At 65.9% G+C, this 24,933-nt stretch carries 25 protein-coding genes; 14 read left to right on the forward strand and 11 right to left on the reverse strand.

Features of this window, described 5'->3' with window-relative positions; genetic code table 11:
* Nucleotides 1-23 precede the first annotated feature (23 nt).
* The 6 genes from U1E69_RS07380 to U1E69_RS07405 all read right to left on the reverse strand — a co-directional run bounded on the left by U1E69_RS07380 (nucleotide 24) and on the right by U1E69_RS07405 (nucleotide 5,352).
* Nucleotides 24-1,025, reverse strand: a complete 1,002-nt coding sequence (locus tag U1E69_RS07380; RefSeq protein ID WP_322243709.1) for an ABC transporter ATP-binding protein — start codon at nucleotides 1,023-1,025, stop codon at nucleotides 24-26.
* A gap of 4 nt (nucleotides 1,026-1,029) precedes the next feature.
* A complete protein-coding gene (locus tag U1E69_RS07385; protein WP_322243710.1) occupies nucleotides 1,030-1,863 on the reverse strand; it encodes a carbohydrate ABC transporter permease in 834 nt (277 codons plus the stop codon).
* On the reverse strand, nucleotides 1,860-2,810 hold the full coding sequence (locus U1E69_RS07390; RefSeq protein WP_322243711.1) for a sugar ABC transporter permease: 951 nt from the start codon (nucleotides 2,808-2,810) through the stop codon (nucleotides 1,860-1,862). The genes U1E69_RS07385 and U1E69_RS07390 overlap by 4 nt, the downstream gene beginning before the upstream one ends.
* Before the next feature lie 107 nt (nucleotides 2,811-2,917).
* Nucleotides 2,918-4,195, reverse strand: a complete 1,278-nt coding sequence (locus tag U1E69_RS07395) for an ABC transporter substrate-binding protein (RefSeq protein ID WP_322243712.1) — start codon at nucleotides 4,193-4,195, stop codon at nucleotides 2,918-2,920.
* 135 nt (nucleotides 4,196-4,330) lie between these two features.
* Nucleotides 4,331-4,531 (reverse strand): hypothetical protein, encoded by a 201-nt coding sequence (locus tag U1E69_RS07400; RefSeq protein ID WP_322243713.1) that lies wholly within the window; start codon nucleotides 4,529-4,531, stop codon nucleotides 4,331-4,333.
* Complete coding sequence (locus tag U1E69_RS07405) at nucleotides 4,474-5,352, reverse strand: LacI family DNA-binding transcriptional regulator (RefSeq protein ID WP_322243714.1); 879 nt, start codon at nucleotides 5,350-5,352, stop codon at nucleotides 4,474-4,476. Before U1E69_RS07405 ends, U1E69_RS07400 begins: the two co-directional genes overlap by 58 nt.
* Nucleotides 5,353-5,458: 106 nt before the next feature.
* On the opposite strand from U1E69_RS07405, the gene U1E69_RS07410 reads away from it, so the two are divergent.
* From U1E69_RS07410 to U1E69_RS07445, 8 genes are all read left to right on the forward strand, one after another.
* The gene (locus tag U1E69_RS07410) at nucleotides 5,459-5,818 is read left to right on the forward strand and encodes a winged helix-turn-helix domain-containing protein (protein WP_322243715.1); all 360 of its coding nucleotides are present in this window, start codon (nucleotides 5,459-5,461) and stop codon (nucleotides 5,816-5,818) included.
* A gap of 55 nt (nucleotides 5,819-5,873) precedes the next feature.
* Complete coding sequence (gene modA, locus U1E69_RS07415; protein WP_322243716.1) at nucleotides 5,874-6,617, forward strand: molybdate ABC transporter substrate-binding protein; 744 nt, start codon at nucleotides 5,874-5,876, stop codon at nucleotides 6,615-6,617.
* Nucleotides 6,618-6,644: 27 nt separating this feature from the next.
* Complete coding sequence (gene modB / locus U1E69_RS07420; protein WP_322243717.1) at nucleotides 6,645-7,343, forward strand: molybdate ABC transporter permease subunit; 699 nt, start codon at nucleotides 6,645-6,647, stop codon at nucleotides 7,341-7,343.
* Nucleotides 7,340-8,422: a molybdenum ABC transporter ATP-binding protein gene (modC, locus tag U1E69_RS07425; protein ID WP_322243718.1), complete on the forward strand. Its 1,083-nt coding sequence runs from the start codon at nucleotides 7,340-7,342 to the stop codon at nucleotides 8,420-8,422. Before modB ends, modC begins: the two co-directional genes overlap by 4 nt.
* 257 nt (nucleotides 8,423-8,679) lie before the next feature.
* On the forward strand, nucleotides 8,680-9,807 hold the full coding sequence (locus tag U1E69_RS07430) for an extracellular solute-binding protein (protein WP_322243719.1): 1,128 nt from the start codon (nucleotides 8,680-8,682) through the stop codon (nucleotides 9,805-9,807).
* Nucleotides 9,808-9,990: 183 nt separating this feature from the next.
* Complete coding sequence (locus U1E69_RS07435; protein ID WP_322243720.1) at nucleotides 9,991-11,070, forward strand: ABC transporter ATP-binding protein; 1,080 nt, start codon at nucleotides 9,991-9,993, stop codon at nucleotides 11,068-11,070.
* A 2-nt stretch (nucleotides 11,071-11,072) separates the two neighbouring features.
* Nucleotides 11,073-11,999, forward strand: coding sequence for an ABC transporter permease (locus U1E69_RS07440; RefSeq protein ID WP_322243721.1), 927 nt, complete (start codon nucleotides 11,073-11,075; stop codon nucleotides 11,997-11,999).
* 12 nt (nucleotides 12,000-12,011) lie between these two features.
* On the forward strand, nucleotides 12,012-12,875 hold the full coding sequence (locus U1E69_RS07445) for an ABC transporter permease (protein WP_322243722.1): 864 nt from the start codon (nucleotides 12,012-12,014) through the stop codon (nucleotides 12,873-12,875).
* 107 nt (nucleotides 12,876-12,982) lie between these two features.
* On the opposite strand, the gene U1E69_RS07450 is transcribed toward U1E69_RS07445, so the two are convergent.
* Nucleotides 12,983-13,786 (reverse strand): alpha/beta hydrolase, encoded by an 804-nt coding sequence (locus tag U1E69_RS07450; RefSeq protein WP_322243723.1) that lies wholly within the window; start codon nucleotides 13,784-13,786, stop codon nucleotides 12,983-12,985.
* Nucleotides 13,787-13,992: 206 nt separating this feature from the next.
* Here U1E69_RS07450 and pstB point away from each other — a divergent pair, with 206 nt between their 5' ends.
* The 3 genes from pstB to phoB are packed head-to-tail and all read left to right on the forward strand — an operon-like array spanning nucleotide 13,993 to nucleotide 16,197.
* Nucleotides 13,993-14,790 (forward strand): phosphate ABC transporter ATP-binding protein PstB, encoded by a 798-nt coding sequence (gene pstB, locus U1E69_RS07455; RefSeq protein ID WP_322243724.1) that lies wholly within the window; start codon nucleotides 13,993-13,995, stop codon nucleotides 14,788-14,790.
* Nucleotides 14,791-14,800: 10 nt separating this feature from the next.
* The gene (gene phoU / locus U1E69_RS07460; protein ID WP_322243725.1) at nucleotides 14,801-15,502 is read left to right on the forward strand and encodes a phosphate signaling complex protein PhoU; all 702 of its coding nucleotides are present in this window, start codon (nucleotides 14,801-14,803) and stop codon (nucleotides 15,500-15,502) included.
* A 2-nt stretch (nucleotides 15,503-15,504) separates the two neighbouring features.
* A complete protein-coding gene (gene phoB, locus U1E69_RS07465) occupies nucleotides 15,505-16,197 on the forward strand; it encodes a phosphate regulon transcriptional regulator PhoB (protein ID WP_322243726.1) in 693 nt (230 codons plus the stop codon).
* Between the two features lie 326 nt (nucleotides 16,198-16,523).
* Here the strand turns inward: phoB and U1E69_RS07470 are convergent, their stop codons facing one another.
* Nucleotides 16,524-17,837: an aspartate aminotransferase family protein gene (locus U1E69_RS07470; RefSeq protein WP_322243727.1), complete on the reverse strand. Its 1,314-nt coding sequence runs from the start codon at nucleotides 17,835-17,837 to the stop codon at nucleotides 16,524-16,526.
* On the reverse strand, nucleotides 17,834-18,859 hold the full coding sequence (locus U1E69_RS07475) for a phosphotransferase (RefSeq protein ID WP_322243728.1): 1,026 nt from the start codon (nucleotides 18,857-18,859) through the stop codon (nucleotides 17,834-17,836). The genes U1E69_RS07470 and U1E69_RS07475 overlap by 4 nt, the downstream gene beginning before the upstream one ends.
* Before the next feature lie 254 nt (nucleotides 18,860-19,113).
* Between U1E69_RS07475 and hemP the strand changes: the two genes are divergently transcribed.
* The gene (hemP, locus tag U1E69_RS07480) at nucleotides 19,114-19,272 is read left to right on the forward strand and encodes a hemin uptake protein HemP (protein WP_322243729.1); all 159 of its coding nucleotides are present in this window, start codon (nucleotides 19,114-19,116) and stop codon (nucleotides 19,270-19,272) included.
* A 1,054-nt stretch (nucleotides 19,273-20,326) separates the two neighbouring features.
* Here the strand turns inward: hemP and ppsA are convergent.
* Nucleotides 20,327-22,741 carry a phosphoenolpyruvate synthase gene (gene ppsA / locus U1E69_RS07485; protein WP_322243730.1) on the reverse strand — a complete coding sequence of 805 codons (2,415 nt, stop codon included), beginning with the start codon at nucleotides 22,739-22,741 and terminating at the stop codon, nucleotides 20,327-20,329.
* Nucleotides 22,742-22,876: 135 nt separating this feature from the next.
* On the opposite strand from ppsA, the gene U1E69_RS07490 reads away from it, so the two are divergent.
* On the forward strand, nucleotides 22,877-23,236 hold the full coding sequence (locus tag U1E69_RS07490; protein ID WP_322243731.1) for a hypothetical protein: 360 nt from the start codon (nucleotides 22,877-22,879) through the stop codon (nucleotides 23,234-23,236).
* Between the two features lie 94 nt (nucleotides 23,237-23,330).
* Here U1E69_RS07490 and moaA read toward each other — a convergent pair whose 3' ends face one another.
* Nucleotides 23,331-24,332: a GTP 3',8-cyclase MoaA gene (moaA, locus tag U1E69_RS07495; RefSeq protein ID WP_322243732.1), complete on the reverse strand. Its 1,002-nt coding sequence runs from the start codon at nucleotides 24,330-24,332 to the stop codon at nucleotides 23,331-23,333.
* Between the two features lie 85 nt (nucleotides 24,333-24,417).
* On the opposite strand from moaA, the gene U1E69_RS07500 reads away from it, so the two are divergent.
* Nucleotides 24,418-24,894, forward strand: coding sequence for a hypothetical protein (locus tag U1E69_RS07500; protein WP_322243733.1), 477 nt, complete (start codon nucleotides 24,418-24,420; stop codon nucleotides 24,892-24,894).
* The last annotated feature ends 39 nt before the right edge of the window (nucleotides 24,895-24,933 follow it).

The raw sequence follows: 24,933 nt of genomic DNA on the forward strand, positions 1-24,933 counted from the left end.
GCCCCAGGCGCGCGGGATAGGGGTCAGCGGACGGGCTTGCCGTCGGCGTCGAAGCGGTAAAGGTGGGCGGCCTTGGGCGCGAGCGACACTTTCGCGCCGACCGCGATGTCGGCCTTGCCGGGGCGGCGGACGATGACGGGTTCGTCGCTGCCGATCTCGACAAAGAGGAAGTGGTCGGAGCCGAGGTCTTCGACGTGCAGAACCTCGCCCTTCCAGGGGCCATTGTCCACTACGTCGATGTGTTCGGACCGCGCGCCAAGGGTGGTGCAGCCCTCGGCCTCGGCGAACTTGCCGGTCAGGAAGTTCATCTTCGGGCTGCCGATGAAGCCAGCCACGAACAGCGAGTTCGGGTGTTCATACAGTTCCGCCGGGGAGCCCGCCTGTTCCAGCTTGCCGTCCCGCAACACGGCGATCCGGTCGGCCAGGGTCATCGCTTCCACCTGGTCGTGGGTCACGTAGATCATCGTGACGTTGGACATGGAGTGGTGGAGCTTCGCGATCTCAAGCCGGGTCTGGACGCGCAGGGCGGCGTCGAGGTTCGACAGGGGTTCGTCGAACAGGAACACGCGCGGGTCGCGGACGATGGCGCGGCCGATGGCGACGCGCTGGCGCTGACCGCCCGAAAGCTGCTTTGGCAGGCGGTCGAGAAGGTGGTCGATCTGCAGAAGCTTGGCCGCCGACTCCACCCGCTTCCGGATCTCGGCGTCGGTCGTCTTGTCCAGCTTCATCCCGAAGGCCATGTTGTCGTAGACCTTCATGTGCGGATAAAGCGCGTAGCTTTGGAACACCATCGCGATGCCGCGCTTGGACGGGATCAGGTTGTTCACCTTTTCGCCGTCAAACAGCATGTCGCCCGTGGTGATCTCCTCCAGCCCCGAGATCAGGCGCAAAAGCGTGGACTTGCCGCAGCCCGAAGGCCCGACGAAGACCATGAATTCGCCCTTCTCGATGGTCAGGTCGATGCCCTTGATCACCTGCACGGCGCCGTAGGACTTGGTGACGTTCTTCAGTTCGATCTTTGCCATGATGTCAGCCCTTCACGCCGCCCGCGGTAAGCCCCGCGACGATCTTGCGTTGGAAAATGAGGACGAGGATGATCAGCGGGACGGTCACGATGACACTTGCCGCCATGATCGGACCCCAGGGGATTTCCTGCTGGCTTGCGCCGGAGAGAAGGCCGATCGCCACTGGCACCGTCCGGGTGGTTTCGGACGAAGTGAAGGTCAGGGCGAACAGGAATTCGTTCCAGGCGCCGATGAAGGCCAGAAGGCCGGTCGTCACCAAAGCGGGCCAGAGAAGCGGCAGGAATACCTTGGTGATGATGATCCAGGGGGTTGCGCCGTCGACGATGGCGGCCTCCTCGATCTCGACCGGCAGGTCACGCATGAAAGTCGTAAGGACCCAGACCGTGAAGGGCAGGGTGAAGATCACGTAGGACATGATCATCGCGTAGGGCGTGTTGAAGATGCCTAGGAAGCGGACAAGCTCGAACAGGCCGGCAAGGACGGCGATCTGCGGGAACATCGACACCGCGAGGATCATCATCAGGAGAAGGCCGCGGCCCCGGAACCGCACCCGCGCCAGGGCGTAAGAGGCGGTGACGGCCAGGAACAACGCGAAGACGACGGTCGTGGTCGCGATGAAGACCGAGTTCCAGATGGATCGCACGAAGTTGCGGCCCCCCAGCACGGATTCGTAGTTGCCCCAGTCGAACGCCTTCGGCCAGTAGTTGACCTTGAACAGCTCAGTTCCCGTCGAGAAGGACGTCACGATCGCGTAGTAGAACGGGAAGACCGAGAAGACGACGATCACCACGACAAGCGCGTAGAAGGCGATGTTGGTCAGGATTTTCTGCGCGGTCATTTCTGGCCCTCCCCGGACAGGTCGACCTTGCCCAGCCAGATGTAGAGGCTGACGAAGATGGCGATGATCGCGAAGAGAAGTGTCGACTGCGCCGCGCCATAGGCGAACTTGTCGAAGTCGATCATGTTCTCGCGGCTGATGACCGACATTGTCTTGGTGGCCGCCGAATTGGGCGTCAGCACATAGACGAGGTCGAAGATCCGCAGCGCGTCGAGCATCCGGAAGATGATCGCGACGGCCAGGGCCGGGCGGATCAGCGGCAGGGTGATCTTGAAGAACACCTTGACCGGGTTGACGCCGTCCAGCTTTGCCGCCTCATAGATATCACGCGGGACCATCTGCAGGCCCGCAAGGATCAGCAGCGCCATGAAGGGCGTGGTCTTCCAGATGTCGACCATGAGGACGGCATACATCGCGGTGTCGACCGAGGCGGTCCAGGCGATCTTCTGGTCGATAAGCCCGAGGTTCAAGAGGATGTCGTTGATGATCCCGAACTGGTCATTCAGCATCCAGGCCCACATCTTTGCGCTGACGATGGTGGGGATGGCCCAGGGGATCAGGATGGCCGCGCGCACAAAGCCGCGGCCCTTGAATTCGGCGTTCAGGACAAGGGCGACGATCAGGCCCAGCACGGTCTCAAAGAACACCGAGACGAAGGCGAAGCGCACTGTGTTCCAGACCGCGTTCCACCAGGCCGGATCGACCAGGGTGCCGCGCCAGATCCAGCGGCCCGACTCCAGCACGCGGACCGACAGGTAGTTGTCGAACCCGATGAACTCACCGCCGTACAGGTCGGACAGAAGCGTGTTGGTCAGCGAAAACCAGATCGTGCGCAAAAGCGGCCAGGCGGCCACGAAGAACAGTGCCGCAAGCATCGGCGCCAGAAACCAGAAGGCCGCGCGTTGCCGTTGCTGCGAGAGGCTGAGCCCCCCGTCATGTGTTGCCATGATTTCCCTCCCCTTGTCCGTGTCCCCCTCCGAGACCCGGTTCGCAAAAGGCGGGCGGCTTGCCGTGGAAAGCCGCCCGCCCTGGGGTCAGTCAGGTCCGGGAGGACTTACCAGCCCGACCCCTTGAGGTCCGTCAGGTCGACTTCGAGAAGTTCCAGGTTCTCGGCCGCCGTGCCTTCACCCGAGAGGGTGCTGTGGACGGCCGACCAGAACTTGGCCGAAACCTCGTTGTACTTGCCCAGCGTCGGGGCCGACGGGCGCGGAACGGCGTTCAGGAACACGTCCTTCCACTGCGGGATGATCGGCTGCGCGGCGGCGATGTCGGCGTCGTCATACAGGGCGACGATCGTCGGCAGGTTCGATTCCGCGATGGCACGCTGCTTCTGCGCCTCGGGGCCAGCAAGGTAGAGCGCGAGGCTGATCGCCGCTTCCTGCTTGGTCGAGTACTTGGAGACAGCAACGTTCCAGCCACCCAGCGTTGCCGCCGAGGTGTCGCCTTCCTTGCCCACGGGCAGGGTGGTCACGCCGAAGAGGCCCTTGACCGCCGAGTCGTCACCGTTGCCCAGGCCGTAGGCATAGGGCCAGTTGCGCATGAAGACGGCGTTGCCGGTCTGCCAGACGCCACGGGCTTCCTCTTCCTGATAGGCCAGGACGCCATCCGGAGAGATCGTGCCGACCCAGGACTTCGCAGCCTCCAGCGCCGCCACGGCGTTTTCGTTGTTGACGCTGATCGTGCCATCCGGCTCGACGATCTGGCCGCCGCCGAAGGACTTCACCCACTCCAGCGCGTTGCAGGTCAGGCCTTCATAGGCGTTGCCCTGCCAGACGAAGCCCCAGAGGTCGGCCTTGCCTTCGGCACGCTCGGCGTCCTGGATCATCTTGGCGGTCTCGGCCAGTTCGGCCCAGGTCTTCGGCGGGGACTTGCCGTACTTGTCCAAGAGGTCCTTGCGGTAATACAGCGCCGGCGCGTCGGTGAAGATCGGCAGGGCCACGAGCTTGCCGTTCACGGTCTGCGACTGGATGATGGACGGGAAGTGGGTGGGCGCCAGGTCCTTCGCCGCCTCGGTCAGGTCGACGAAGTGGTCGGCCAGCTGTGGGGCCCAGATCACGTCGGTCTGGTACAGGTCGATGTCGGCGGCACCGGCGGCAAGCCACAGGCGGTACTGGCCGAACTGGTCGGTGGTCGAGGCGGGCATCGGCACCAGGGTCACGGTGTTGCCGGTCGCTTCTTCCCACGGCTTGACCAGGGTCTTGAAGTTTTCCACGGCATTGCCGACCGCGCCCGAGACGTAGAACAGCTCTTCCGCCGCAAGCGGAGCGCCGAAGACCGCAAGCATGGCGGCGGTAGCGGTCGCGCGAAGTGCGCGGCCTTTCATGATGGTCATTTGGTTTCCTCCCAGAAGGCCGCCGGTGTGGCGTGCCATTTTCTCATAGCAAAACGCCCGGTCCTCCCGAAACGTTTCGGAAAACATAGTCTCCAAAGCGCTTTCGGTCAACGATTCGTGTATGCGTCCCGGGTGTCAGACGGTGGCGACCGAGTTGCGCTCGATGAAGCTGTAGCTGCCCAGCCGTTGGAGCGTTCCAAGTGGCTTGCCCTCGATGGCCCCTGCAAGGCAGTCGGCCAAGGGTTCCCAGCTGTCGCGCAGCGGGGATTTCGTCACCGTCAGCGACGGGAAGAAGGCCGAGGCCCGCAGCGCCGGAAGCTCGTCATCATGCGCCACGACGAGACATCACCGGGCACCGACAGCCCCAGCGCCTCCAAACCCTGGTAGACTCCGCGCGCCAGACGGACGTTGCCGCAGACGATGGCGGTGGGGCGTGGCGCGTCGCCCGAAAAGAGGCGGATCGTGTCGGTCAGCCCGTGCGCTTCGTCCATGACGCCATGCAGGTGCAGGTGCGGCAGGATCTCGGCCCCCCCGTCGCGCAACGCCCGGATGTAGCCCTGTTCGCGCACGGTGACATAGGATCGGTCGGCAATCCCGTTCAGAAACGCGATCCGTCGGTGGCCGCGCCGGACAAGGTGGGCGGTCAGGTCATAGGCAAGCTGTTCATTTTCAATGTCAAAATAGGGATAGTCGATCACCTTTCCGCTGCGACCATGCACCACGAAACAGATGCCGGCCTTGCGCAGAAAGTCGATGCGGGGGTCCTGCTCCATCGGGTCGATCAGCACAAACCCGTCCAGCATCGCAGTGCCGATCAGCTTCTGGTAGACTGGCAGCGCGTTCTCCTGCTCGGCCATCATGTGCAGCACGAACTGCATGCCGCGCCCGGAAAACTGGGTGGACAGGCCCGCCACCACCTCCATGAAGATGCGGTCCTGGCCGATGTTGCGGTACTGCGGGACCACCAGCCCCACCATCCCCGACCGCCCCGACACCAGCTTCCGGGCCGAGGCGTTGGGGTGATAGTTCATCGCCCGCGCCGTGGCCTTGACGCGCAGGCGCGTCTCCTCGTTCACGTCGGAATGGTCGTTCAGTGCCCGGCTGACCTGGGTGATGGACAGATCCAGCGCACGCGCGATGTCTTTCAGCGTCGCCATTGGTCAAACCCCTTTGGGGCGTATCCGAAACATTTCGGAACGGAAAATCAATCGGAATCTTGCGCGACAGCTTGCCACGACCGCCTCGCGCCGCGATGCTGCATCCATGTCCGACCCTGTCACCTTGCGTCTGCGGCTTCTCTTCGGCGACCGGTTGGTCTTCGGGCCGGGGAAGGGCGAACTTTTGGCGCGGATCGCCGAAACCGGGTCCATCGCCGCTGCCGGCCGCGCGATGGGGATGAGCTACAAGCGCGCCTGGGCCCTGGTCGAGGAGATGAACGCCGCCTTCCGCGCGCCGCTGGTGGTTTCGGCGCGGGGCGGGGCAGGGGGTGGCGGGGCAACCCTGACCGCGGAGGGGCAGGAGGTCCTTGCCGCCTATCGGGCGATGCTGGATGCAGTCGAGGCCGCTGCTGCGCCGCAAGTCACGCGCCTCGTCGCCCTTCTGGATATGTCCGACGGGAAATAACGCTTGCCCGGATTCGGACCCGTCCATATGTTCCGCCAGACATATCGGAGGACCCATGCGCCTTGCCCTTCCCATCCTGGCCCTGGTCCTGTCGGCCCAGACCGCGCTGGCAGACGTCACTGTCTTTGCCGCCGCCAGCCTGAAGACGGCGCTGGACCAGATCGCGCAGGACTGGAGCGCGCAGACCGGCACCAGGGTCACCCTGTCCTACGGCGGCACCCCCGCGCTGGCCCGCCAGATCGCCGAGGGCGCACCGGCCGACATCTTTCTGTCCGCCTCGAAGGCCTGGATGGACGATCTGCAGGACAAGACGCTGATCCGGCCCGAGACGCGCCGCGACCTGCTGGGCAACAGACTGGTCCTGGTGGCACATGGCGACGCGCCCCCTGTGACCGTTGATGCCAGTCTCGACCTTCCGGGCCTGTTGCAAGGCGGCAAGCTGGCGATGGCGCTGGTCGATGCCGTTCCGGCTGGGCAATACGGCAAGGAGGCGCTGACGACCCTGGGCCTTTGGGCCGCTGTGGAACCCAGCGTCGTGCAGTCCGAAAACGTCCGCACCGCCCTGCACCTGGTTGCCTTGGGTGAGGCACCGCTCGGGATCGTTTACGCCTCGGACGCGGTGGCCGAGCCGGGCGTGACCGTGATCGGCACCTTCCCCGAGGACAGCCACCAGCCCATCGTCTTTCCCGCGGCGCTGACGGTCGAGGCGGGACCTGATGCCATGGCCTTTCTTGACCACCTTTCCGGCCCCGCCGCGCAAGAGGTCTTCCAGGCCAACGGCTTCCTGGCCTTGCCGTAAGGCCGCCCGGCATGGCAGCCTCGACACATGACTGACTGGCTTCCCCCAGAGGCGGCGACGGCGCTGGCCCTGTCCATGCGCGTATCGCTGGTGGCGGTGCTGGTCAGCCTCCCCCTGGGCGTGCTGGTTGCCTATGCGCTGGCCCGCTGGCGCTTTCCGGGGCATGGGCTGTTGAACGGGCTGGTTCACTTGCCACTGATCCTGCCGCCGGTGGTGACCGGATACCTGCTTCTTCTGACCTTCGGGCGGCAGGGCTGGGTAGGCGCGGCTTTGTGGGACTGGTTCGGCGTCACCTTCGCCTTTCGCTGGACCGGGGCCGCTCTGGCCGCCGGAGTGATGGCCTTCCCGCTTCTGGTCCGGGCGATCCGGCTGGCGATCGAGGCGGTGGACCCCAAACTGGAAGAGGCTGCGGCGACCCTTGGTGCCTCGCGCCCCGTGGTCTTTGCCACCGTGACGCTGCCACTGATCCTGCCCGGCGTCATTGCGGGGGCGGTGCTGGCTTTCGCCAAGGCGATGGGCGAATTCGGCGCGACGATCACCTTCGTCGCCAATATCCCGGGCGAGACGCAGACCCTGCCCACGGCGATCTACAGCTTCCTGCAGGTGCCGGGCGGCGACAGTGCGGCGCTGCAACTGGTCCTGATCTCGGTCGCCGTCGCGATGCTGGCGCTGGCGCTGTCCGAGTGGCTCTCGCGCCGGGTGGCCCGCAGGATCGCCGGGCGATGACGCTGGAGATCCGCCTTGCGCATGGCTTTCCCGACTTCCGGCTGGAGGTCGACCTGACCCTGCCGGGGGGGCTGACCTGCCTTTTCGGGCGGTCGGGGTCGGGCAAGACCAGCATTGTCAATGCTGTGGCGGGCCTTCTGCGGCCCGATCACGCGCGGATCGTGCTGGATGGGGTGGCGCTGCACGATCTGGCCCCGCACCAGCGGCAGTTCGGCTATGTCTTTCAGGACGCACGACTTTTCCCGCACCTGACGGTCATGGAGAACTTGACCTACGGCCCCCGCGTCCGGCGGCAAAAGCCCGAGGGGCTGGACCGGATCGTGGCCCTTCTGGACATCGGCGGCCTTCTGGACCGTCGCCCCGGCACCCTGTCGGGGGGCGAGCGGCAGCGCGTCGCGATCGGGCGGGCGCTGCTGTCCCGCCCCCGGCTGTTGCTGATGGACGAACCTCTGGCCGCGCTGGACGAGGCGCGAAAGGCCGAGATCCTGCCCTATATCGAGGCGCTGCGGGACGAGACCGGCCTGCCGATCCTGTATGTCAGCCACTCGGTCCCCGAGGTGGCGCGGCTTGCCACCACCATCGTTCTGGTCGAGGCCGGGCGGATTGCGGCGGCTGGGCCGGCGGCCCAGATCCTGTGGGACCCCGGCACGGCCACGCTTCTGGGTCTGCGCGACGCAGGTGCGGTGCTGACCGCCCGGATCGCCGCGCAGGAAGGCGACGGGCTGACCCGGTTGCAGACGGTGGCCGGGCCACTTTGGCTGCCGCTTGTCGCGGGCGCGGTCGGCCGTTCGCTGCGGGTGCGGATCGCGGCGCAGGATGTGATCCTGTCACGGACCCGGCCCGAGGGACTGTCGGCGCTGAACATCCTGCCCGCCACTGTCGCGGCGTTGCACGACGGGCAGGGGCCGGGGGTGCTGGTGCGGCTGGACCTTGGCGGCGAGTATCTCTTGGCCCGGGTCACGCGCCGCTCGGCCGTGGCGCTGGACCTGAAGCCGGGGCTGGCGATCCATGCGGTCCTGAAATCTGTGGCCGTCGCGCAGGCCGATGTGGGCGGCCAGACCGCAGCTGATTCGGCCTGACCGCGGGCCGCGCAGCTGTTGGGCGCCGGAAAAGGCGGCAGGATGCGGCTTCACGCTCACCTTCGGTTGTATGCACGCATTGCATCGTTGACAGGCCCACCGGCTGGCAGAGTAAGCTTCGCCCGCCGGGGGCGTTCCTTCCAGTCTGACAAGGTCCTGTTACATCGGGGCTGCATTCAGGCTGGCAGCGCGCGTCCGCAAGAACCAGAAAACTCGGGGACAGCCCGCGCCTCTGCCATCAACCAGGGAGACTATCCGTGAAACACTCCACCTCCGCCTTCAGCCGCCGCCGGTTCCTGCAGGGTTCCGCCGCAGGCGCTGGCATTCTCGCCGCTCCGGCGATCATCTCGTCCAAGGCCTTGGCCTCGTCGGGCGAAGTCAACTTCATCGGCTGGGCCGGTTATCCGGCGCTGGCCGAAAAGGTGTTCCCGGCGTTCGAAGCCGCGACCGGGATCAAGGTGAACTTCAAGGAACTGCCCGACCAGGACACGATGTTTGCCGAAGGCAAGGTCGCGCTGGAAGCCGGTGGCGTCGACGTTCTGGAACCGACCATCGACCGTTGGGGCGGCTGGAACTCGAACGGCCTGCTTGGTGCATGGGACCCGGCAAAGCTGGCGATGGACAACTACCTGCCCGGTCTGGCCGACGGATCGGCCGGTGAGCGTTCGCGTGCCGGCGACGCGCTGATGTATGTGCCCTCGAACTGGGGCACCGAAGCGCTGGTCGTGAACGAGGCCGAGGCCAAGCTGTCCTCGCCGCCGTCGCTGGGCGATCTTTTCAGCCCGGAAAACTCGTCCGTGCTGCGTCCGCACTCGACCCTGGCGGCGATGGGCCGCTGGCTGGATGCGACGGGCAAGCTGCCGCGTCCGTGGATGGACGGCTACTCCGACATGGCCGCCATGACCGAGCTGTGGGACATCGCGCTGGCCGAGGCGATCAAGGCCAAGGGCAACGTTGTCCAGTGGTGGTCGGGCGAGAACGAGGCCAACGCCGGCTTCACCGCGAACGGCGCGACCGTGGGCCTGTGCTGGGATTCGACCGGCTACAACCTGCGCAATGACGGCTATGCCTACCTGTCCCCGGCCGAGGGCGCCTTCGCCTGGCACCAGGGCTTCGTGCTGATGAAGAACGCCGCCAACGTCGAACAGGCGCATGAGTTCGTGAAGTACGTCTCCACCGCCGAAGGCGCTGCGGGCTGGGCTTCGGCCTTCTCGTCGAACCCGGTGGGCAAGGGTGCGGCCGATCTCCTCGACCCGGAAGTCGCCGCCTATTACAGCGGCACCTTCAACGACGAGGCGCTGTCCAAGCTGTGGTGGTGGCCCGACCAGTCGGCCGAGTTCCTGGCCAAGCGCGCCGAATACGCCGACAAGTACAAGGCGGCCTGATCGCGGGCCTTTGACCACGTGACAGACACGCCGGGTCCGAAAGGGCTCGGCGTGACTTTTTTGGGCAGTGCGGCGTCGGTCTGGACCGAATGTCGGATGAAATCTGGCGATACCCATTGCGGGGGCCGGGCTGCCTGCTAGCCTGCAACGAAAATAATGAACTTCAGGGGGACCTCGCACACCATGAGCGCGGGAATTGATCTGGAAAACGTCTGCTGCGATTTCGGCACCTTCCGGGCCGTCGACAATGCGAACGTATCAATAAAGCCGGGCGAGTTCTTCTCGTTCCTGGGGCCGTCGGGCTGCGGCAAGACCACGATCCTGCGCATGGTCTCGGGCTTCATCGAGCCGACCGAGGGCGTAATCCGCATCGGGGGCGAGGACGTGCGGGGCAAGCGCCCCAACCAGCGCCCGACCGCGCTGATCTTCCAGAACCTCGCGCTGTTTCCGCTGATGCCGATCTGGGAGAACATCAGTTTCGGCCTGGAAGTGCGCGGTGTTGACAAGGCCACCCGCCGCAAGAAGGCAGAAGAGCTGTTGCAGCTGGTCGACCTTCCCGGTGCCGCCGACAAGATGGTCAGCCAGCTGTCGGGTGGCCAGAAGCAGCGCGTCGCCATTGCCCGCGCGCTGGCGGTGGAACCGCAGGTCATGCTGCTGGACGAACCCCTGTCGGCGCTTGACCTGAAACTTCGCCAGCACATGCGGGCTGAACTGCGCGCCATTCAGCAGCGCACCGGCGTCACCTTCATCTACATCACCCATGACCAGGGCGAGGCGCTGGCGATGTCGGACCGCGTCGGCGTGATGAGCCAGGGCCGCATCCAGCAGATCGCCGACCCGCGCGAGATCTACAACAACCCGGTCAACGGCTTCGTCGCCAGTTTCGTCGGCGAAAACAACATCTTCAAGGGCGAGGTGCAGCAGGCCTCGGGCGGCATGGCCAGCTTCACCACGCCGCACGGCCAGTTCCGCGCCCGGCTGGGCGACCTTGGCGGCCGCGACGGCAAGCTGTACGTCCGCCCTGAACACACGCTGATCTCGGCCACGGCGGCGGCCGAAAACTCGGTCCCCGTCACGATCACCGATGTGTCGTTCGAGGGCAACTTCATCACCGTCCACGCGACCAGCGACAGCGGTGCCCACCTGACGGCCGAGATCCGCAATGACGGCTCGGCCACGGTGCCGGACAAGGGTTCGAAGGCCTTCATGTCCTTCGACGCCGCCCGGGCGGCAATCCTGCCCGACGCCAACGTCAGGGGGTAGTGATGCAGGACCTCCTCCGCCGCTACGGCCCCGGCCTTACCCTGATCATGGTGCTGATGGTCGCCTTCTGGCTGTTGATGCTGGTCATCATCCCGAACATGACGCTGTTCGAGCAAAGCTTCCGGCCCTACCTGCCGGTCGTCGACGTCGGCGGCCCGAAGGACACCTACAGCCTGAACAACTACCTCAAGGTCTTCGACGGCAGCATCGAGCGCAGCTTCCTGGGCTTCACCTTCATGATCCCGGTCCATGTGCTGACCTTCTGGCTGACCATCTGGTATTCGATGGTCGTGACGGCCCTGTGCTTCCTTCTGGCCTATCCGCTGGCCTATTACATGGCCAAGATCGTCAACCCGCGGTCGCTGCCGACACTGATCCTGCTCTTGTTCATCCCGCTTTGGGTGTCCGAGGTTCTGCGCGCCTTTGCCTGGTGGATCATCCTGGCGTTCCGCGGTCCGCTGAACTGGCTGTTGCTGAACCTTGGTCTGATCGAAGACCCGATCCGCTGGACCAACATGGGCTACACCGGCGTCGTGATCGGGCTGGTCTACACCTATGTCCTGTTCATGCTGTTCCCGATCTACAACGCGATCCAGTCGCTGGACACCAACCAGATCGAAGCGGCCGAGGACCTGGGCGCCCCCTGGTGGAAGATCCACTGGCGCATCGTGCTGCCCCACTCCAAGCCCGGCATCGCCTCGGGGTCGGTGATGGTGTTCATGCTGTCGGCCGGTTCGCTTCTGGTGCCGTCGATCCTGGGCTCCACCACCTCGCAGTGGTTCACCCAGACGATCAACCAGTGGTTCAATGACGCGCTCGACTGGAACACGGCCTCGGCCTATGCCTTCCTGCTGCTTCTCCTCTGCACCCTTTTCGTCAGCCTGGCGATGTGGGTGTTCCGGGTGAAGCTGTCCGATATCGCGAAGTAGGGGGCAGGGATCATGCATCGTTTCCGTCAGAACCTCGCGCATCTCTACATGGTGCTGTTTCTGGTCTTCCTTCTGGCGCCGCTGGTGGTGATGTCCGGGGCGGCCTTCAATGACTCCAAGCTGCCGTCGATCGTGCCCTGGCGCGGGTTCACCACGATGTGGTTCTCCGAGATGGTGCAGGACCAGCGCATGATGCTGGCCTTCGTGAACACGCTTTGGGTGGCGGTCGCGGTGGCGCTTGTGTCGGTGGTCGTGGGCACGGCCTCGGCCATCCTGATCAACTCGATCTCGGGCAAGGTGCGGACCGTGCTTTACGGGCTGATGATCTCGACCATCCTGATCCCCGGCGTGGTGATCGGCATTTCGACGATGATCTTCTGGACCAAGATGGGCAATGCGCTTGAGACCGAGTTCTTCCTGTTCAATCCGGGCCTGCATCTGTCGGTTCTGGGTCAGGTCAGCTACATCGCGGCGATGGTGATGCTGCTGGTCCTGGCGCGGCTGCAAAGCTTTGATTCCGGTCTGGAAGAGGCGGCGCTGGATCTTGGGGCGTCCCATACCCAGGTCATGCGCCGCATCCTTCTGCCGCATCTTTACCCGGCCATCGGCGCGGGCGCGGCGGTGGCCTTCTTCCAGTCGATCGAGAACTTCAACGTCACCCAGTTCACCCGGGGCGGGGCCGATACGCTGACGGTCTATGTCTTCAGCCAGGTCCGGTCCGGCATCACGCCGACGATCAACGCACTGGCGTTCCTATTGATCTGCGTGACCCTGGTTCTGGCCCTGATTTACGAGATCAACCGCCGCCGCCGCGCCCGGATCGAGGCCGAGCGCGAGGCCGAGGCGCGTCGCGCAGAAGAGGCGATGCTGCTCTGACGGCCCGCTCGTCGATGACTTCGTCACTCCTCGCTGCGGTCGTGCGAGGAGAAGACGAAGTCGCACGACGAGCGGCGGTTGAGACGGGTTGTGATAACCTGGACCGCCTAAAGCTCCGCCAGCAGCACCTGGCAAAGCGGGGACTCGGGGTCCTGCAGACCCTCGATGACGCTGAAATGGTGGTGCCCCGGATCGGCGGTCCAGGGGCAACCCCATTCCTCGGCCAGCAGCCGTGCCTGCATCAGGAAGGCCGGCCGCTCTTCGGCCCCGACCCAGACGTGGGCCGTCACCCCGTCCCGCAAACCGTGCCGCGCCGGGCTTTCCGCTGCCGCCTCGGCCGCGTCGATCTTCAGGGTCGCATTCATCCCGGTCGCGATCAGCGGACCCAGCTCGGCCAGGGGAGAGATCGGTACCACCCGCGCCACCGGCACCGGCATGTCGTCGCATCCCATCCGGGCCGACAGATGCCCCCCGGCGGAGTGCCCCGTGACCACCATCGGCCCCGCGACGCGGGTGCCGACGAACCAGCAGGCGCGCGCGATCTCGGCCGTCATCTCGTTGATGCGTGCCGCAGGGGCCAGGGTGTAGCTTGGCATCGCCACTGCATACCCCCGTGCCAGTGGTCCCGCCGCCAGATGCGACCAGTGCGCCTTGGAGAACAGGTGCCAGTAGCCGCCATGCACGAAAACAACCGCCCCCTTCGCCGGACCCTCGGGCAGGAAGAGGTCCAGCTTTTCACGGGGCGAGGGACCATAAGCCAGGTCCAGGTCCGCCCGTTTCCCAAGTGATTGCCGGAAGCCTGCCGCAGCCTCGGTCCAGCGGGGGGGATAGTCGGCGGCCCCCGGGATGAAGGCTCCGTTGGCGTAGTCGCGGTCGGGGTCGGGCCAGCGATAGGGCGGTCGGTCGGTCACGTCGGGCTCCTGCCATGATGTCGGCAGAGTGCGCTGTGCCAGGGATCGCGGCAAGGGCCGCCGTGGCCCACCCGCGCGCGCGGCAGCGCATGCCGGCCTGCGGCGCAGACTGTCATTGGACTGTTACAATTCCGTCGCATAGGCTTCATCATGCCGTCCTAGAGCGGCAGGGTGGACGGCAGGTAGCGGCGGTCATGGAGCAAGCGATGGACGACATGCGCGGAACGGTCAGGGACATCGCGTCGACGACCATGAAGATCAGCGCCTCGGATGTGCAGGTCCACTACGGGCAGAACCACGCGCTGAAGGATGTGTCGGTCGATATCCTGGACCGCGCGGTGACGGCCTTCATCGGCCCGTCGGGCTGCGGCAAGTCGACCTTCCTGCGCTGCCTGAACCGGATGAACGACACCGTGGCTTCGGCGCGCGTGACGGGGAAGATCCTTTTGGACGGTGAGGACATCTACGATGCCCGCGTCGACCCCGTGCAGTTGCGCGCCAAGGTGGGCATGGTGTTCCAGAAGCCGAACCCCTTCCCGAAGTCGATCTATGACAACGTGGCCTATGGCCCCAAAATCCACGGCCTGACCCGCAACAAGGCCGAACTGGACGAGATCGTCGAATCCTCGCTGCGCAAGGCCGCGCTGTGGAATGAGGTCAAGGACCGGCTTGACGCTGCGGGTACCGGGCTTTCGGGCGGCCAGCAGCAGCGCCTGTGCATCGCGCGTGCCGTGGCGACAGGGCCCGAGGTTCTTCTGATGGACGAACCCTGCTCGGCGCTGGACCCGATTGCGACGGCCCAGGTCGAGGAGCTGATCAGCGAACTGCGCAGCCAGTTTTCGGTGGTGATCGTGACCCACTCGATGCAGCAGGCGGCGCGGGTCAGCCAGAAGACGGCGTTCTTCCATCTGGGGAACCTGGTCGAATACGCCGACACGACGCAGATCTTCACCAACCCGAAGGACCCCCGCACCGAGGCCTATATCACCGGCCGGATCGGATAAGGAGCAGGCGATGAACACCGCACATATCCTCACGGCCTTCGACCGCGATCTTGAAGCGGCCCAGGCGCTTGTCATGCGCATGGGCGGGCTGGTCGAGGCCGCCCTTCTGGATGCAGCCGAGGCGCTGGACACCCGCGACGAAGACATGGCGGCCCGGGTCAGGGCCGGCGATGCTGCCATCGACGGGATCGAGGAAGAGATCCACACTCGCTGCGCCCTTCTTCTGGCTTTGCGGGGTCCCACGGCCGGCGACCTGCGCACGGTCTTGACGCTGATGCGGATTGCCGCGGCGCTGGAGCGGTCGGGGGATTACGCGAAGAATCTGGCCAAGCGGACCTCGGTCCTGGCGCAGATGATCCATGTCCCGGGCGCCTCGGGGGCGATCCGCAGACTGGCTAAAGCGGTCGTGCAGATGCTGACCGACGCGCTGGACGCCTATATCCGGCGCGACCTGAAGCTGGCCGAGGACGTCCGGCGGCGCGACCACGACATCGACCAGATGTACAACTCGATCTTCCGCGAGTTCCTGACCCATATGATGGAGGACCCGCGCACCATCGGGCCCTGCATGCACCTGCATTTCATTGCCAAGAACATCGAACGGGTCGGCGACCATGCGACGGCGGTGGCCGAGCAGGTGATCTACCTGGTGACCGGCTCGCTGCCCGAGGATGAGCGGCCGAAGGTCGACAGCACCGGGGCGGGGGCCTGACGATGGGCAAGGGCGGACAGCCGCGGGTCCTGCTGGTCGAGGATGAACCGGCACAGCGGACGGTGCTGGCCTACAATCTGGAAGCCGAGGGCTTTGCGGTGACCCAGGCCGACAACGGCGAGGACGCGATGGTCCTGGTCGACGAGGAAGAGCCCGACATCATCATCCTGGACTGGATGATGCCGAAAGTGTCCGGGATCGAGGTCTGTCGCCGGCTGAAGATGCGGCCCGAAACGCGGGGCATCCCGATCATCATGCTGTCGGCCCGGGCCGAGGAAGTGGACCGCATCCGGGGTTTGGAAACGGGCGCGGACGATTATGTGGTCAAGCCCTATTCGGTGCTGGAGCTGATGGCGCGTGCGCGCGCGCAGCTGCGCCGCGTGCGACCCTCGACCGCCGGGGTGGTGCTGGAGCACGAGGATATCCGGCTCGACCCCGAAAGCCACCGGGTCTACCGGGGCGAGAAGGTGCTGAAGCTGGGGCCGACCGAATTCAAGCTTCTGGTCACGCTGATGGAGCGGCCGGGGCGGGTCTTTTCCCGCGAGCAGCTTCTGGACATGGTCTGGGGCCGCGACATCTATGTCGACACCCGGACGGTGGACGTGCATGTGGGACGGCTTCGCAAGTCGTTGATGCAGCACGGCGGGGCCGATCCCGTGCGCACGGTGCGGGGCGCAGGCTACGCTTTGGGCTGAGCCGGTCGATTTCGGATTTCTGTTTGAAGTCGGTTGCGTGCTTGCTGTTGTTGACCGTCCTGTCCTGTGTCGGGCCGGTTATGATGCGGAGCGCTGACGCGCGAAGACCTTTTCTCTCGTCGTCGGGGCTTGGCGCCCCTCCTCCTCGCTGACGAGGGGCGCTGCCCCTCGAGCTCCCTGGATATTTTCACCAGTATGAAAGGCGGTTCGCGGAGGTGACTCCGGCGGGGATATTTGCGCGGGGGGCAGTCCGGGCCATGATGGTGACCAAGGCCCACCCCGTCGATGTGGGATGGGCGCTGCCGGTTGGGAAGGGGCGGTTGGGTCTAGACGGTCGGCAGAAGGCGATCGAGGGTCGTCAGGACCTGGTCGACATTGCCGAGGCTGAAGGGCAGCGGCGGGCGGATTTTCAGGCTGTCGCCTTTCGGGCCGGTCGAACTGATCAGGATGCGGTTGTCCCGCAAGGCGTTTACCAGACGCGCGGTGCGGACGGGGTCGGGTTGGCCGTCGGTCAGAATGGTCTGGCCCACGAAAAGACCCGCAGCACGGGTTTCACCAAGACTTTCATGGCGTTGCGCGAGGGACCTGAGACCTTGCGTGAATGCCTGCCCCACAGTGGCGGCGTTCGCTTGCAGGCCTTCGTCCCGGATCACGTCAAGGACCGCAAGGCCCACGGCAGCGGCGACGGCATTGCCGCCGAAGGTGTTGAAGTAGCGCGCCTTGGCGCCGAATTCCGCGATGGTCTTCGGCTGCAGGACCAGCCCGGCCAGCGGGTAGCCATTGCCCATCGGCTTGCCCATGCTGACCATGTCGGGGACAACCCCGTGACGCTGGAAGCCCCAGAAGTGGCTGCCGGTGCGGCCAAAGCCGGGTTGGACTTCGTCGGCGAGAAACAGGCCTCCACGGGCGCGGATCGCGGCGGCGGCGGGGGCAAGGAAGCCCTCGGGGTCGGGGTAGACGCCATCCGAGGAGAAGATCGTGTCGACGATCAGAAGGGCGGGGGCGATCCCCTGCGCCTCCATGCGGTCGCAGGCGGCGGTGACGGCAGCGGCGAAGCCTGCGGCGATGCCCTGCGGGTAGTTCTGCGCCGAGGGCGCGGGGATCGGGAACACCGCCGGGCCCGGGGCGACGGCGGGGCCGATGGACATCGACATCTCGGCAGTGGCCAGCGTGACGCCGTGATAGGCGTTGTCGGTGACGATGACCCCGGTGCCCCCGGTCGCGGCGCGGGCGATGCGCAGGGCGAGGTCGTTCGCCTCGGACCCCGTACAGGTGAACATCACGTGGGAAAGTTCGGCCGGGAAGAGCGTCAGCAGACGCTCGGCATAGGCAAGGATGCCGTCGTGCAGGTAGCGGGTGTGGGTGGCCAGGGTGGCGGCTTGCCGGGACATCGCCTGAACCACCCGGGGATGGCAATGGCCGACGGAGGCGACGTTGTTGTAGCAGTCGAGGTAGGCGGTGCCGTCAGGATCGTAAAGGTGGACGCCCTGGCCGCGAACAAGGTGGACCGGGGTTTCGTAGAAGAGGCGGTAGGCCGGGCCAAGGGCCTGGGTCCGGCGCTGCGCCAAGGCCTCGTCTTGCGGCGAAAGGTGCCCGGCGCCGGGGGTGTAAGCGTTCAGCATGGTGGTCTGGCGGGTCATTGCGGGGGGCTTTCGCAGGCGTGGAGAAGCTGCGCGGCAAGGGCACTGGTGTCGCTTAGGGCGTCAAGGCCCAGGCGCGACGTGGGGGCATTGCGCAGGATGTAGGGCGCGTTTTCCCGGTAGCGGGCAGCCCGCCAGGCCGAGATCGTGAGTGTGGTCACCAGTCGGGCGGTGATGAGGTCCGGGAGAAGGCAAAGCTCGTTGTCCGTCAGGGGGTTGGCCTGGTGATAGGCCCGGGTGAGGGGGACCAGAAGGGCGGGCGGGTCCGACGGGTCGATCAGGTAGGACGCGGCGACGGCGAGGTCGCAGATCCGGTGCGAAAGCGTCATGTCTCCGAAGTCGAGAATCCCGGAAAGCCTTGCGGGCTCGGCAGGGTGGGCAAGGAGGTTGTGGGGGTTGAAATCGCCGTGGATCACCTGGCGCGGAAGTTGGGCCAAAGCCGGGGCGGTGCGGGTGGCAAAATGGGCGAGGAAGGCGGTGATGCGGGGCCTCAGATCCTTGGGCAGGGCGTCGGTGAGTGGGGCAAGGTCGCGGGCGTTGCGGATGTCCCAGAGAAGGTGGTGGTCGGCGGCAGGGTGGTGGAAGCTGGCGAGCGTGGCGTCAAGGCGGCCCAGCGCGGTACCGATCGCGCCGGCCAGCGCCGGCGTGCGGGGCAGGTGGGCCAGCGGCGTGCCGGGAAGCCAGGTGAGCAGACGAAGGGCCCCCTCGGGCGTGGGCAGGATCGTGCGCCCATAGCTGGTCGGGACGATGCGGGGGATGGGAAGCGCGCGGGCGTGATGGGCGGTGTGGAGGAGCGCCTGGGTCTGAAAGCGGGTCAGGGCGGCGGGCTCGGCCGGGTTGGCAAGTTTCAGGGTGAAGCTGCCCTGGGCCGTGTCGAGGCGGTGGTTCTGGTCACGCTCGGAGGTGAGCGGGTGCAGCGTGCCGGTCAGACCCCAATGCGTTGCAACAAGGTCGGCCAGCGCCGGGCCGGGCACCTGCGGCGGGGGGAGGGAGAGGAGGGTTCCTGCGGGGTCCTGGGTCATCGGGTCGGCAGGATAACGGTTGGCGCGCGGGGGGCCAGTGGAATGTGCGTTGACATCCCTGAGTGTTTTAGTAAGGATATCGGCAATGCCTAGCCAACCCGGTTCGGGTCCGCCCGGTGCGTCGATCATCTGGAGGTCATCATGCCCGAACGCAACGCCCTGAGGGGCGAGATCCTGGAACTGTTGTTCAGCACGGCGGGGCTTTTCCCCGGCCCGGCCCTTGAGGCGCTGATTGCGCGGCTGGAGGCGGGGAGATGAACGCTTTGGTCGATACCTGGCTGACGACGGATGCGACGCCGGTGCACGACGCGCGGACCCTGACCGAGGGGGGGAGCCTGGCGCGGATCGTGCTGGACGGGCAGATCTATTCGCTGCGGATCACCCGGGCGGGCAAGCTGATCCTGACGAAGTGAAGGGTCGCCCGCGCGCGGTGAATGCCGGGTGAGGGCGGCGTGCGGCATGAGGTGGAAAATTGGGGGAGCGCTTCGAGCAAGCCCAGGGAAACCTTAGGTTAATCCCGGAATTTCGGGATTGAAAGGCGTCTACTTTCCGTCTTTCATGCGGCTTTGCACACGGGGCCTGATGGGGTGTTGACCGCGACTGGCGAATCGGGATGGTGGGCAGATTGCCCACCCTACGGGCGGTCAGCCAAACCCTGCGAGGACGGACCTCCCCATCCCCTCGCCGCGAAGGGTGGGGGCGTGACGAACGGGCCGGGTCGACAGATTGCGGCGGTCGGAAAAATGAGCGCCTGCGGCGCACGCCTTCTGTCTCGCCTCTGCGCGCGGGACGCGCCAACCGGCTCGGAACGCTGCCTACGGCGGGATACTTGCGCAGACAGGAAAGGGCGGGATGCAAGTTCGCGGCTTGCTGCCCTCGGCCTTGCGGCATCGGCCCGCTGCATTTGGCGGCCCGGCCTGCCCCAGGAGCCTGGCGAAGGCCGGGTGGTTAGACGGGGCCTGGCCGCGGAGGCCGACCTTGGCTCTGGCGTTGTGGGCGCAGGTGATGAGGCTTTCGCTCATCCACACGACCGCCCGGTCAGTTTCGTCGACGAGGGCGACGAAATCCTTGGTGTCGCGGTCGACGGCACGTCAGTTGCGGCGAGGTCGTTCGATCAGCACATTGCGGACCCTGCGCGGGGTGTTTGTGGACTGGATTTCCCAGAATCAGGTCATGACCGGTTTCAGGTCTTTTCGTCCCGCGCTCACCTTCGGCGGCGGCAATACTGCGTTTGACGGCGATGAAGCGGTTGGGGGGGGCCGAGTTCGAGTCGATCCTGGCGTGCAAGCCTTGCGAGGGCCGGGTTGTTCGACGAGGCCTGGTCGCAGGGACGACCTTGATTCCGGCTGCATGGGCGCGGGTGAGCAGCCTTTCGATCATCCAAAGGACGGACGGTCGGCCTTGTCGAAAGCATGGCCGATCGTCACCGGGCGGGATGTTTCGGGGGCGAAAACTAAAGGCGCGCGGTCACGATCCTTCTCGGGTCTTTGGCGTCTCGCTTGAACTTTCGGCCTCGGCCACGTTGCGTTTGACCGCGAGGAAGCTGTCGGGGGTGACAGAGATCGAGTCGATCCCGGCTTGCACCAGGAGCCTTGCGAAGCCCGGGTTGTTCGACGGCGCCTGGCCGCAAAGGCCGACTTTGGCACCGGCTGAGTGGGCGCGGGTGATGAGGCTTTCGATCATCCACAGCACCGCCGGGTCGGATTCGTCGAAGAGCGCGGCCAGATCCTCGGCATCCCGGTCGACGCCAAGCGTCAGCTGCGTGAGGTCGTTCGAGCCGATGGAGAAGCCGTCGAAGCGCCGGGCAAAGTCCTCGGCCAGGATGACGTTGGCGGGGATTTCGCCCATCACATAGACTTGCAGGCCGTCCTTGCCGCGGGTCAACCCGTGGCGGGCCATCGTGGCGAGGACGCGGTCGGCCTCGGCGGGGCTGCGACAGAAGGGGATCATGACGACGACGTTGTCAAAGCCCATGTCACCGCGCAGGCGCTGGATCGCACGGCATTCCAGTGCGAACCCGGCCTCATACCGCGGGGAGTAGTAGCGCGAGGCGCCGCGGAAGCCGATCATCGGGTTTTCCTCATGCGGCTCGAATTCGCGGCCGCCAAGGAGGTCGGCGTATTCGTTGGTCTTGAAATCGCTCATCCGGACGATGACCGGGTTCGGATACGCGACGGCGGCGATCTGTGACAGGCCACGGGCCAGACCGTCGACGAAGTATTCGGTCTTGTCGGGGAAGGCCTTTGTCAGCTCGGCGATCTTCGCCTTGGCCTCCTGGTCCTTCAGGCTGTCGAAATGGACCAGCGCCATCGGGTGGACCTTGAGCGCGTTGTTGATCACGAACTCCATCCGGGCAAGCCCGACGCCGTCGGAGGGCAGGCGCCACCAGCGGAAGGCGGCGGAGGGGTTGGCCATGTTGAGCATGACGCGGGTCCTTGTCGCAGGCAGGTCGTCGAGGCGGAGGTCCTCGGTGGTGAATTCGGCGATGCCTTCGTGGATCACGCCCTCGTCGCCGCCGGTGCAGTTGACGGTGACCTCTTGCTCATCGTGCAGGACGTGGGTGGCATGGCCGGTGCCGACGATGGCGGGCAGGCCAAGTTCGCGGCTGACGATGGCGGCGTGGCTGGTGCGGCCGCCGTGGTCGGTGACGATGGCCGATGCGCGCTTCATGATCGGGACCCAGTCGGGGTCGGTGGTCGAGGTCACGAGGATCGAACCCTCGACGAACTGGGCAATGTCCTTTGCACTTTCCAGGATCGAGACGCGGCCCGTCGCCACGGCCGAGCCGACAGACAGGCCCTTGATCAAAGGTTTTCCGGCCTTTTGCACTGTGTAGGACCGGATCAGCCCGGCCTTGGCGCGCGACTGCACGGTTTCGGGGCGGGCCTGGACGATGAAAAGCTCGCCCGTGTCGCCGTCGCGGGCCCATTCCATGTCCATGGGTGCGCCATAGTGCTGTTCGATGGTGACGGCCATGCGGGCCAGCGCCAGGATTTCGGCGTCCGACAGGACGAAGGTGGCGCGTTCGGCCCTGGAGGTCGGGACGTTCTTCGTCTCGCCACCCTTTGCACCGGCGTAGATCATCTTGATCTCTTTCGCGCCGAGCGACTTCTTGACGATGGGGGTGAGCGAGGTCTTCGCAAGGAAGGGTTTGAAGACGACATATTCGTCGGGGTTGACCGCGCCCTGCACGACGTTTTCGCCCAGGCCCCAGGCGGCAGTGATGAGCGCGACCTTGTCGAAACCGCTTTCCGTGTCGATCGAGAACATCACTCCCGAGCCGCCAGTGTCCGACCGCACCATGCGCTGCACGCCGATGGAGAGGGCGACCTTGGCATGGTCGAAGCCCTTGAGGGTGCGGTAGGTGATCGCCCGGTCGGTGAACAGCGAGGCATAGCAGCGGCGACAGGCGGCAAGCAGGGCCGTTTCGCCGCGGACGTTGAGGTAGGTTTCCTGCTGGCCCGCGAAGCTGGCGTCAGGCAGGTCTTCGGCGGTGGCGGAGGAGCGGACGGCGACGGGAAGGTCACTGGTCCCGGCGCGGTGGCAAAGCTCGCGGTAGGAGGCAAGGATGTCGGCTGCGATATCCGTGGGCCAGGTGCCGTCCAGGATCATGGCGCGGATCTGGGCCCCCGCTTCGGGCAGCGTGATCCGGTGGTCCTGCCAGCGCTGCAGCGTCCGGGCGATGCGGTCGGGCAGCGCGTTGGCGGCAAGATAGGCGCGGTAGGCGTCGGCGGTGGTGGCAAAGCCGCCGGGGACCTTGATCCCCTGCTTGCCAAGCTGCTGGACCATTTCGCCGAGCGAGCTGTTCTTGCCCCCGACCAGCGCGACGTCGCCGCGCGACAGGGTTTCGAACCAGAGGGTGTTGGCGGATTTCTGCGGCATCTCGGACCCTCCCGGGGTTAAGTCGCTTCGGGCTGGATGATGCGCCTTTCTGGCGTCCGGGGTCTTGATGCGGATCAAGGCGGAGGGGCGAGGGCACCGGATAGTCTGGGGCGACGGAACCAAGGGAGACGCAAGATGAGCAAAAGCGAAATCCTGAGCCTGATCGGCGAGATCAAAAGCGCGCCTGCGGTCTCACCCGAGTTTATGGATCGGGCGACGGTTCTGCTGCGGCGGGTGTTTCCGCAGATGCCCGAGCCGACGGCTGGGGCGGATCTGGTCGGCCAGCTTCTGCACATGATTGACCTGTCCCTGCCGGGCTGGACGATCCAGCTGACTGGCAAGGCGCAAGAGCTGGACGGACATTGGCGCTGCTCCTTGCGCGAGACGCGGGGCAGCGACGAAGTGGAGGTCATCGGCCTTGGGACCGGGCGCGCCGTCGAGCTGGCGCTGCTGGAAGCGCTGTTGCATGTGGGCGAGCAGAAGGCGGTCGTGTGAGACGCTCGTCGATGACTTCGTCACTCCTCGCTGGCGGTGCCCGGGGTGATGCCGACGAGGAGACGAAGTCGAACGAGGAGGGACAGCCGCCCGTTCAGCCGCCCGTGTGGCTCATGTGTCGGGTGATCTGGCCTGCGACCTTCTGGCGGCTGTAGTCGAAGTCGTGGCCCTTGGGCTTCCTCGCGATGGCGGCGCGGATCGCCTGTTCCAGGGGCGCGTCGTCGGGGCTGGCGCGTAAGGGGGCCCGGAGGTCGGCCATGTCTTCCTGGCCGAGGCACATGTAAAGCTCGCCCGTGCAGGTCAGCCGCACGCGGTTGCAGCTTTCGCAGAAATTGTGGGTCAGGGGCGTGATGAAGCCGACCTTCTGGCCGGTCTCCTCGATGCGGACGTACCGGGCCGGGCCGCCAGTGCGTTCGGTGAGGTCGGTCAGGGTGAAGCGGTCCGCAAGGCGGGCGCGGAGGTCCTTCAGGGGCCAGTACTGGTCAAGGCGAAGGGGGGACATATCCTCGCCCATCGGCATGACCTCGATGAAGGTCATGTCGTGGTCCTCGCGCGCGCACCAGTCGAGGAGGGAGAAAAGTTCGTCCTCATTGAAGCCTTTCAGGGCCACTGCGTTGATCTTGACCTTGAGACCCGCGGCCTTGGCGGCCGCGATCCCGTCGAGAACCTGGGGAAGGCGGCCCCAGCGGGTGATCTCGGCGAACTTCTTCGGGTCGAGGGTGTCGAGAGAAACGTTGACCCGTTTCACGCCAAGGTCGGCCAGGGGTTGGGCGAATTTCGCCAGCTGGCTGCCGTTGGTGGTCAGCGTCAGTTCCTTAAGCGCACCGGTCTGCAGGTGGCGGGACATCGCCTCGAAGAAGGTCAGGATGCCCTTGCGGACCAAGGGCTCGCCCCCGGTGATGCGCAGCTTCTGGACGCCCATCCGGACGAAGGTGGAGCAGAGGCGGTCGAGTTCCTCCAGCGACAAAAGGTCGGCCTTGGGCAGGAAGGTCATGTGTTCCGACATGCAGTAGGTGCAGCGGAAGTCGCAGCGGTCGGTGACCGAGACGCGCAGGTAGCTGATCGCGCGGGCGAAGGGGTCTATGAGGGGCGTCATGGGGCAAAGGTAGGCCTGCGCGGGGGGGCGCACAAGTGCGAGAGCGGCAATTGCGGGGTGGGAAGCGGCAGGATAGGCTACGACCATGAGACAGCTTGCCATGATTTCCGCCGTCGCCCTGACCCTGTCGGGCTGCGCCCTCTTCCAGCCCGACGGGCCGCGGTCCGGCGTGACCGGACCTTCCGAGGCCCAGCCCGCGACCGAGTTTGCACCAGCGGTCTCGACAAGCGTGTTGGGGACGACGCGGGCGGCAAGCGCGGAAGCGCTGGACAAGACCACCGCCGACGAAAAGGCGGCGGCGCTGGCGGCCACGGCATCGGGCGGCGAGCGGGAGTTGGGTCGCGTCGTCGTGGCTTTGGGCCCGCCGGCCGAGCAGGGGATCTGGCTGTCGTCACCCTTGGTGACGGCGAAGGCGCAGGGGCGGATCGCGACGGCCGCTGGCAAGACCCTGGCGGTGGAGTTGCGGCCCGGAACCGGCGGGGCGCTGTTGTCCCTGGCGGCGTTCCAGGCGTTGGGGTTGTCGCTGACGGAACTGCCGCAGGTGACAGTCTACGGTCCCTGACGCGAAGGGCCGGGTTTCGACTCCTGGGTGGGTTAAGAA

Source organism: Tabrizicola sp. (assembly GCF_034366665.1).
Taxonomy (GTDB): domain Bacteria; phylum Pseudomonadota; class Alphaproteobacteria; order Rhodobacterales; family Rhodobacteraceae; genus Tabrizicola.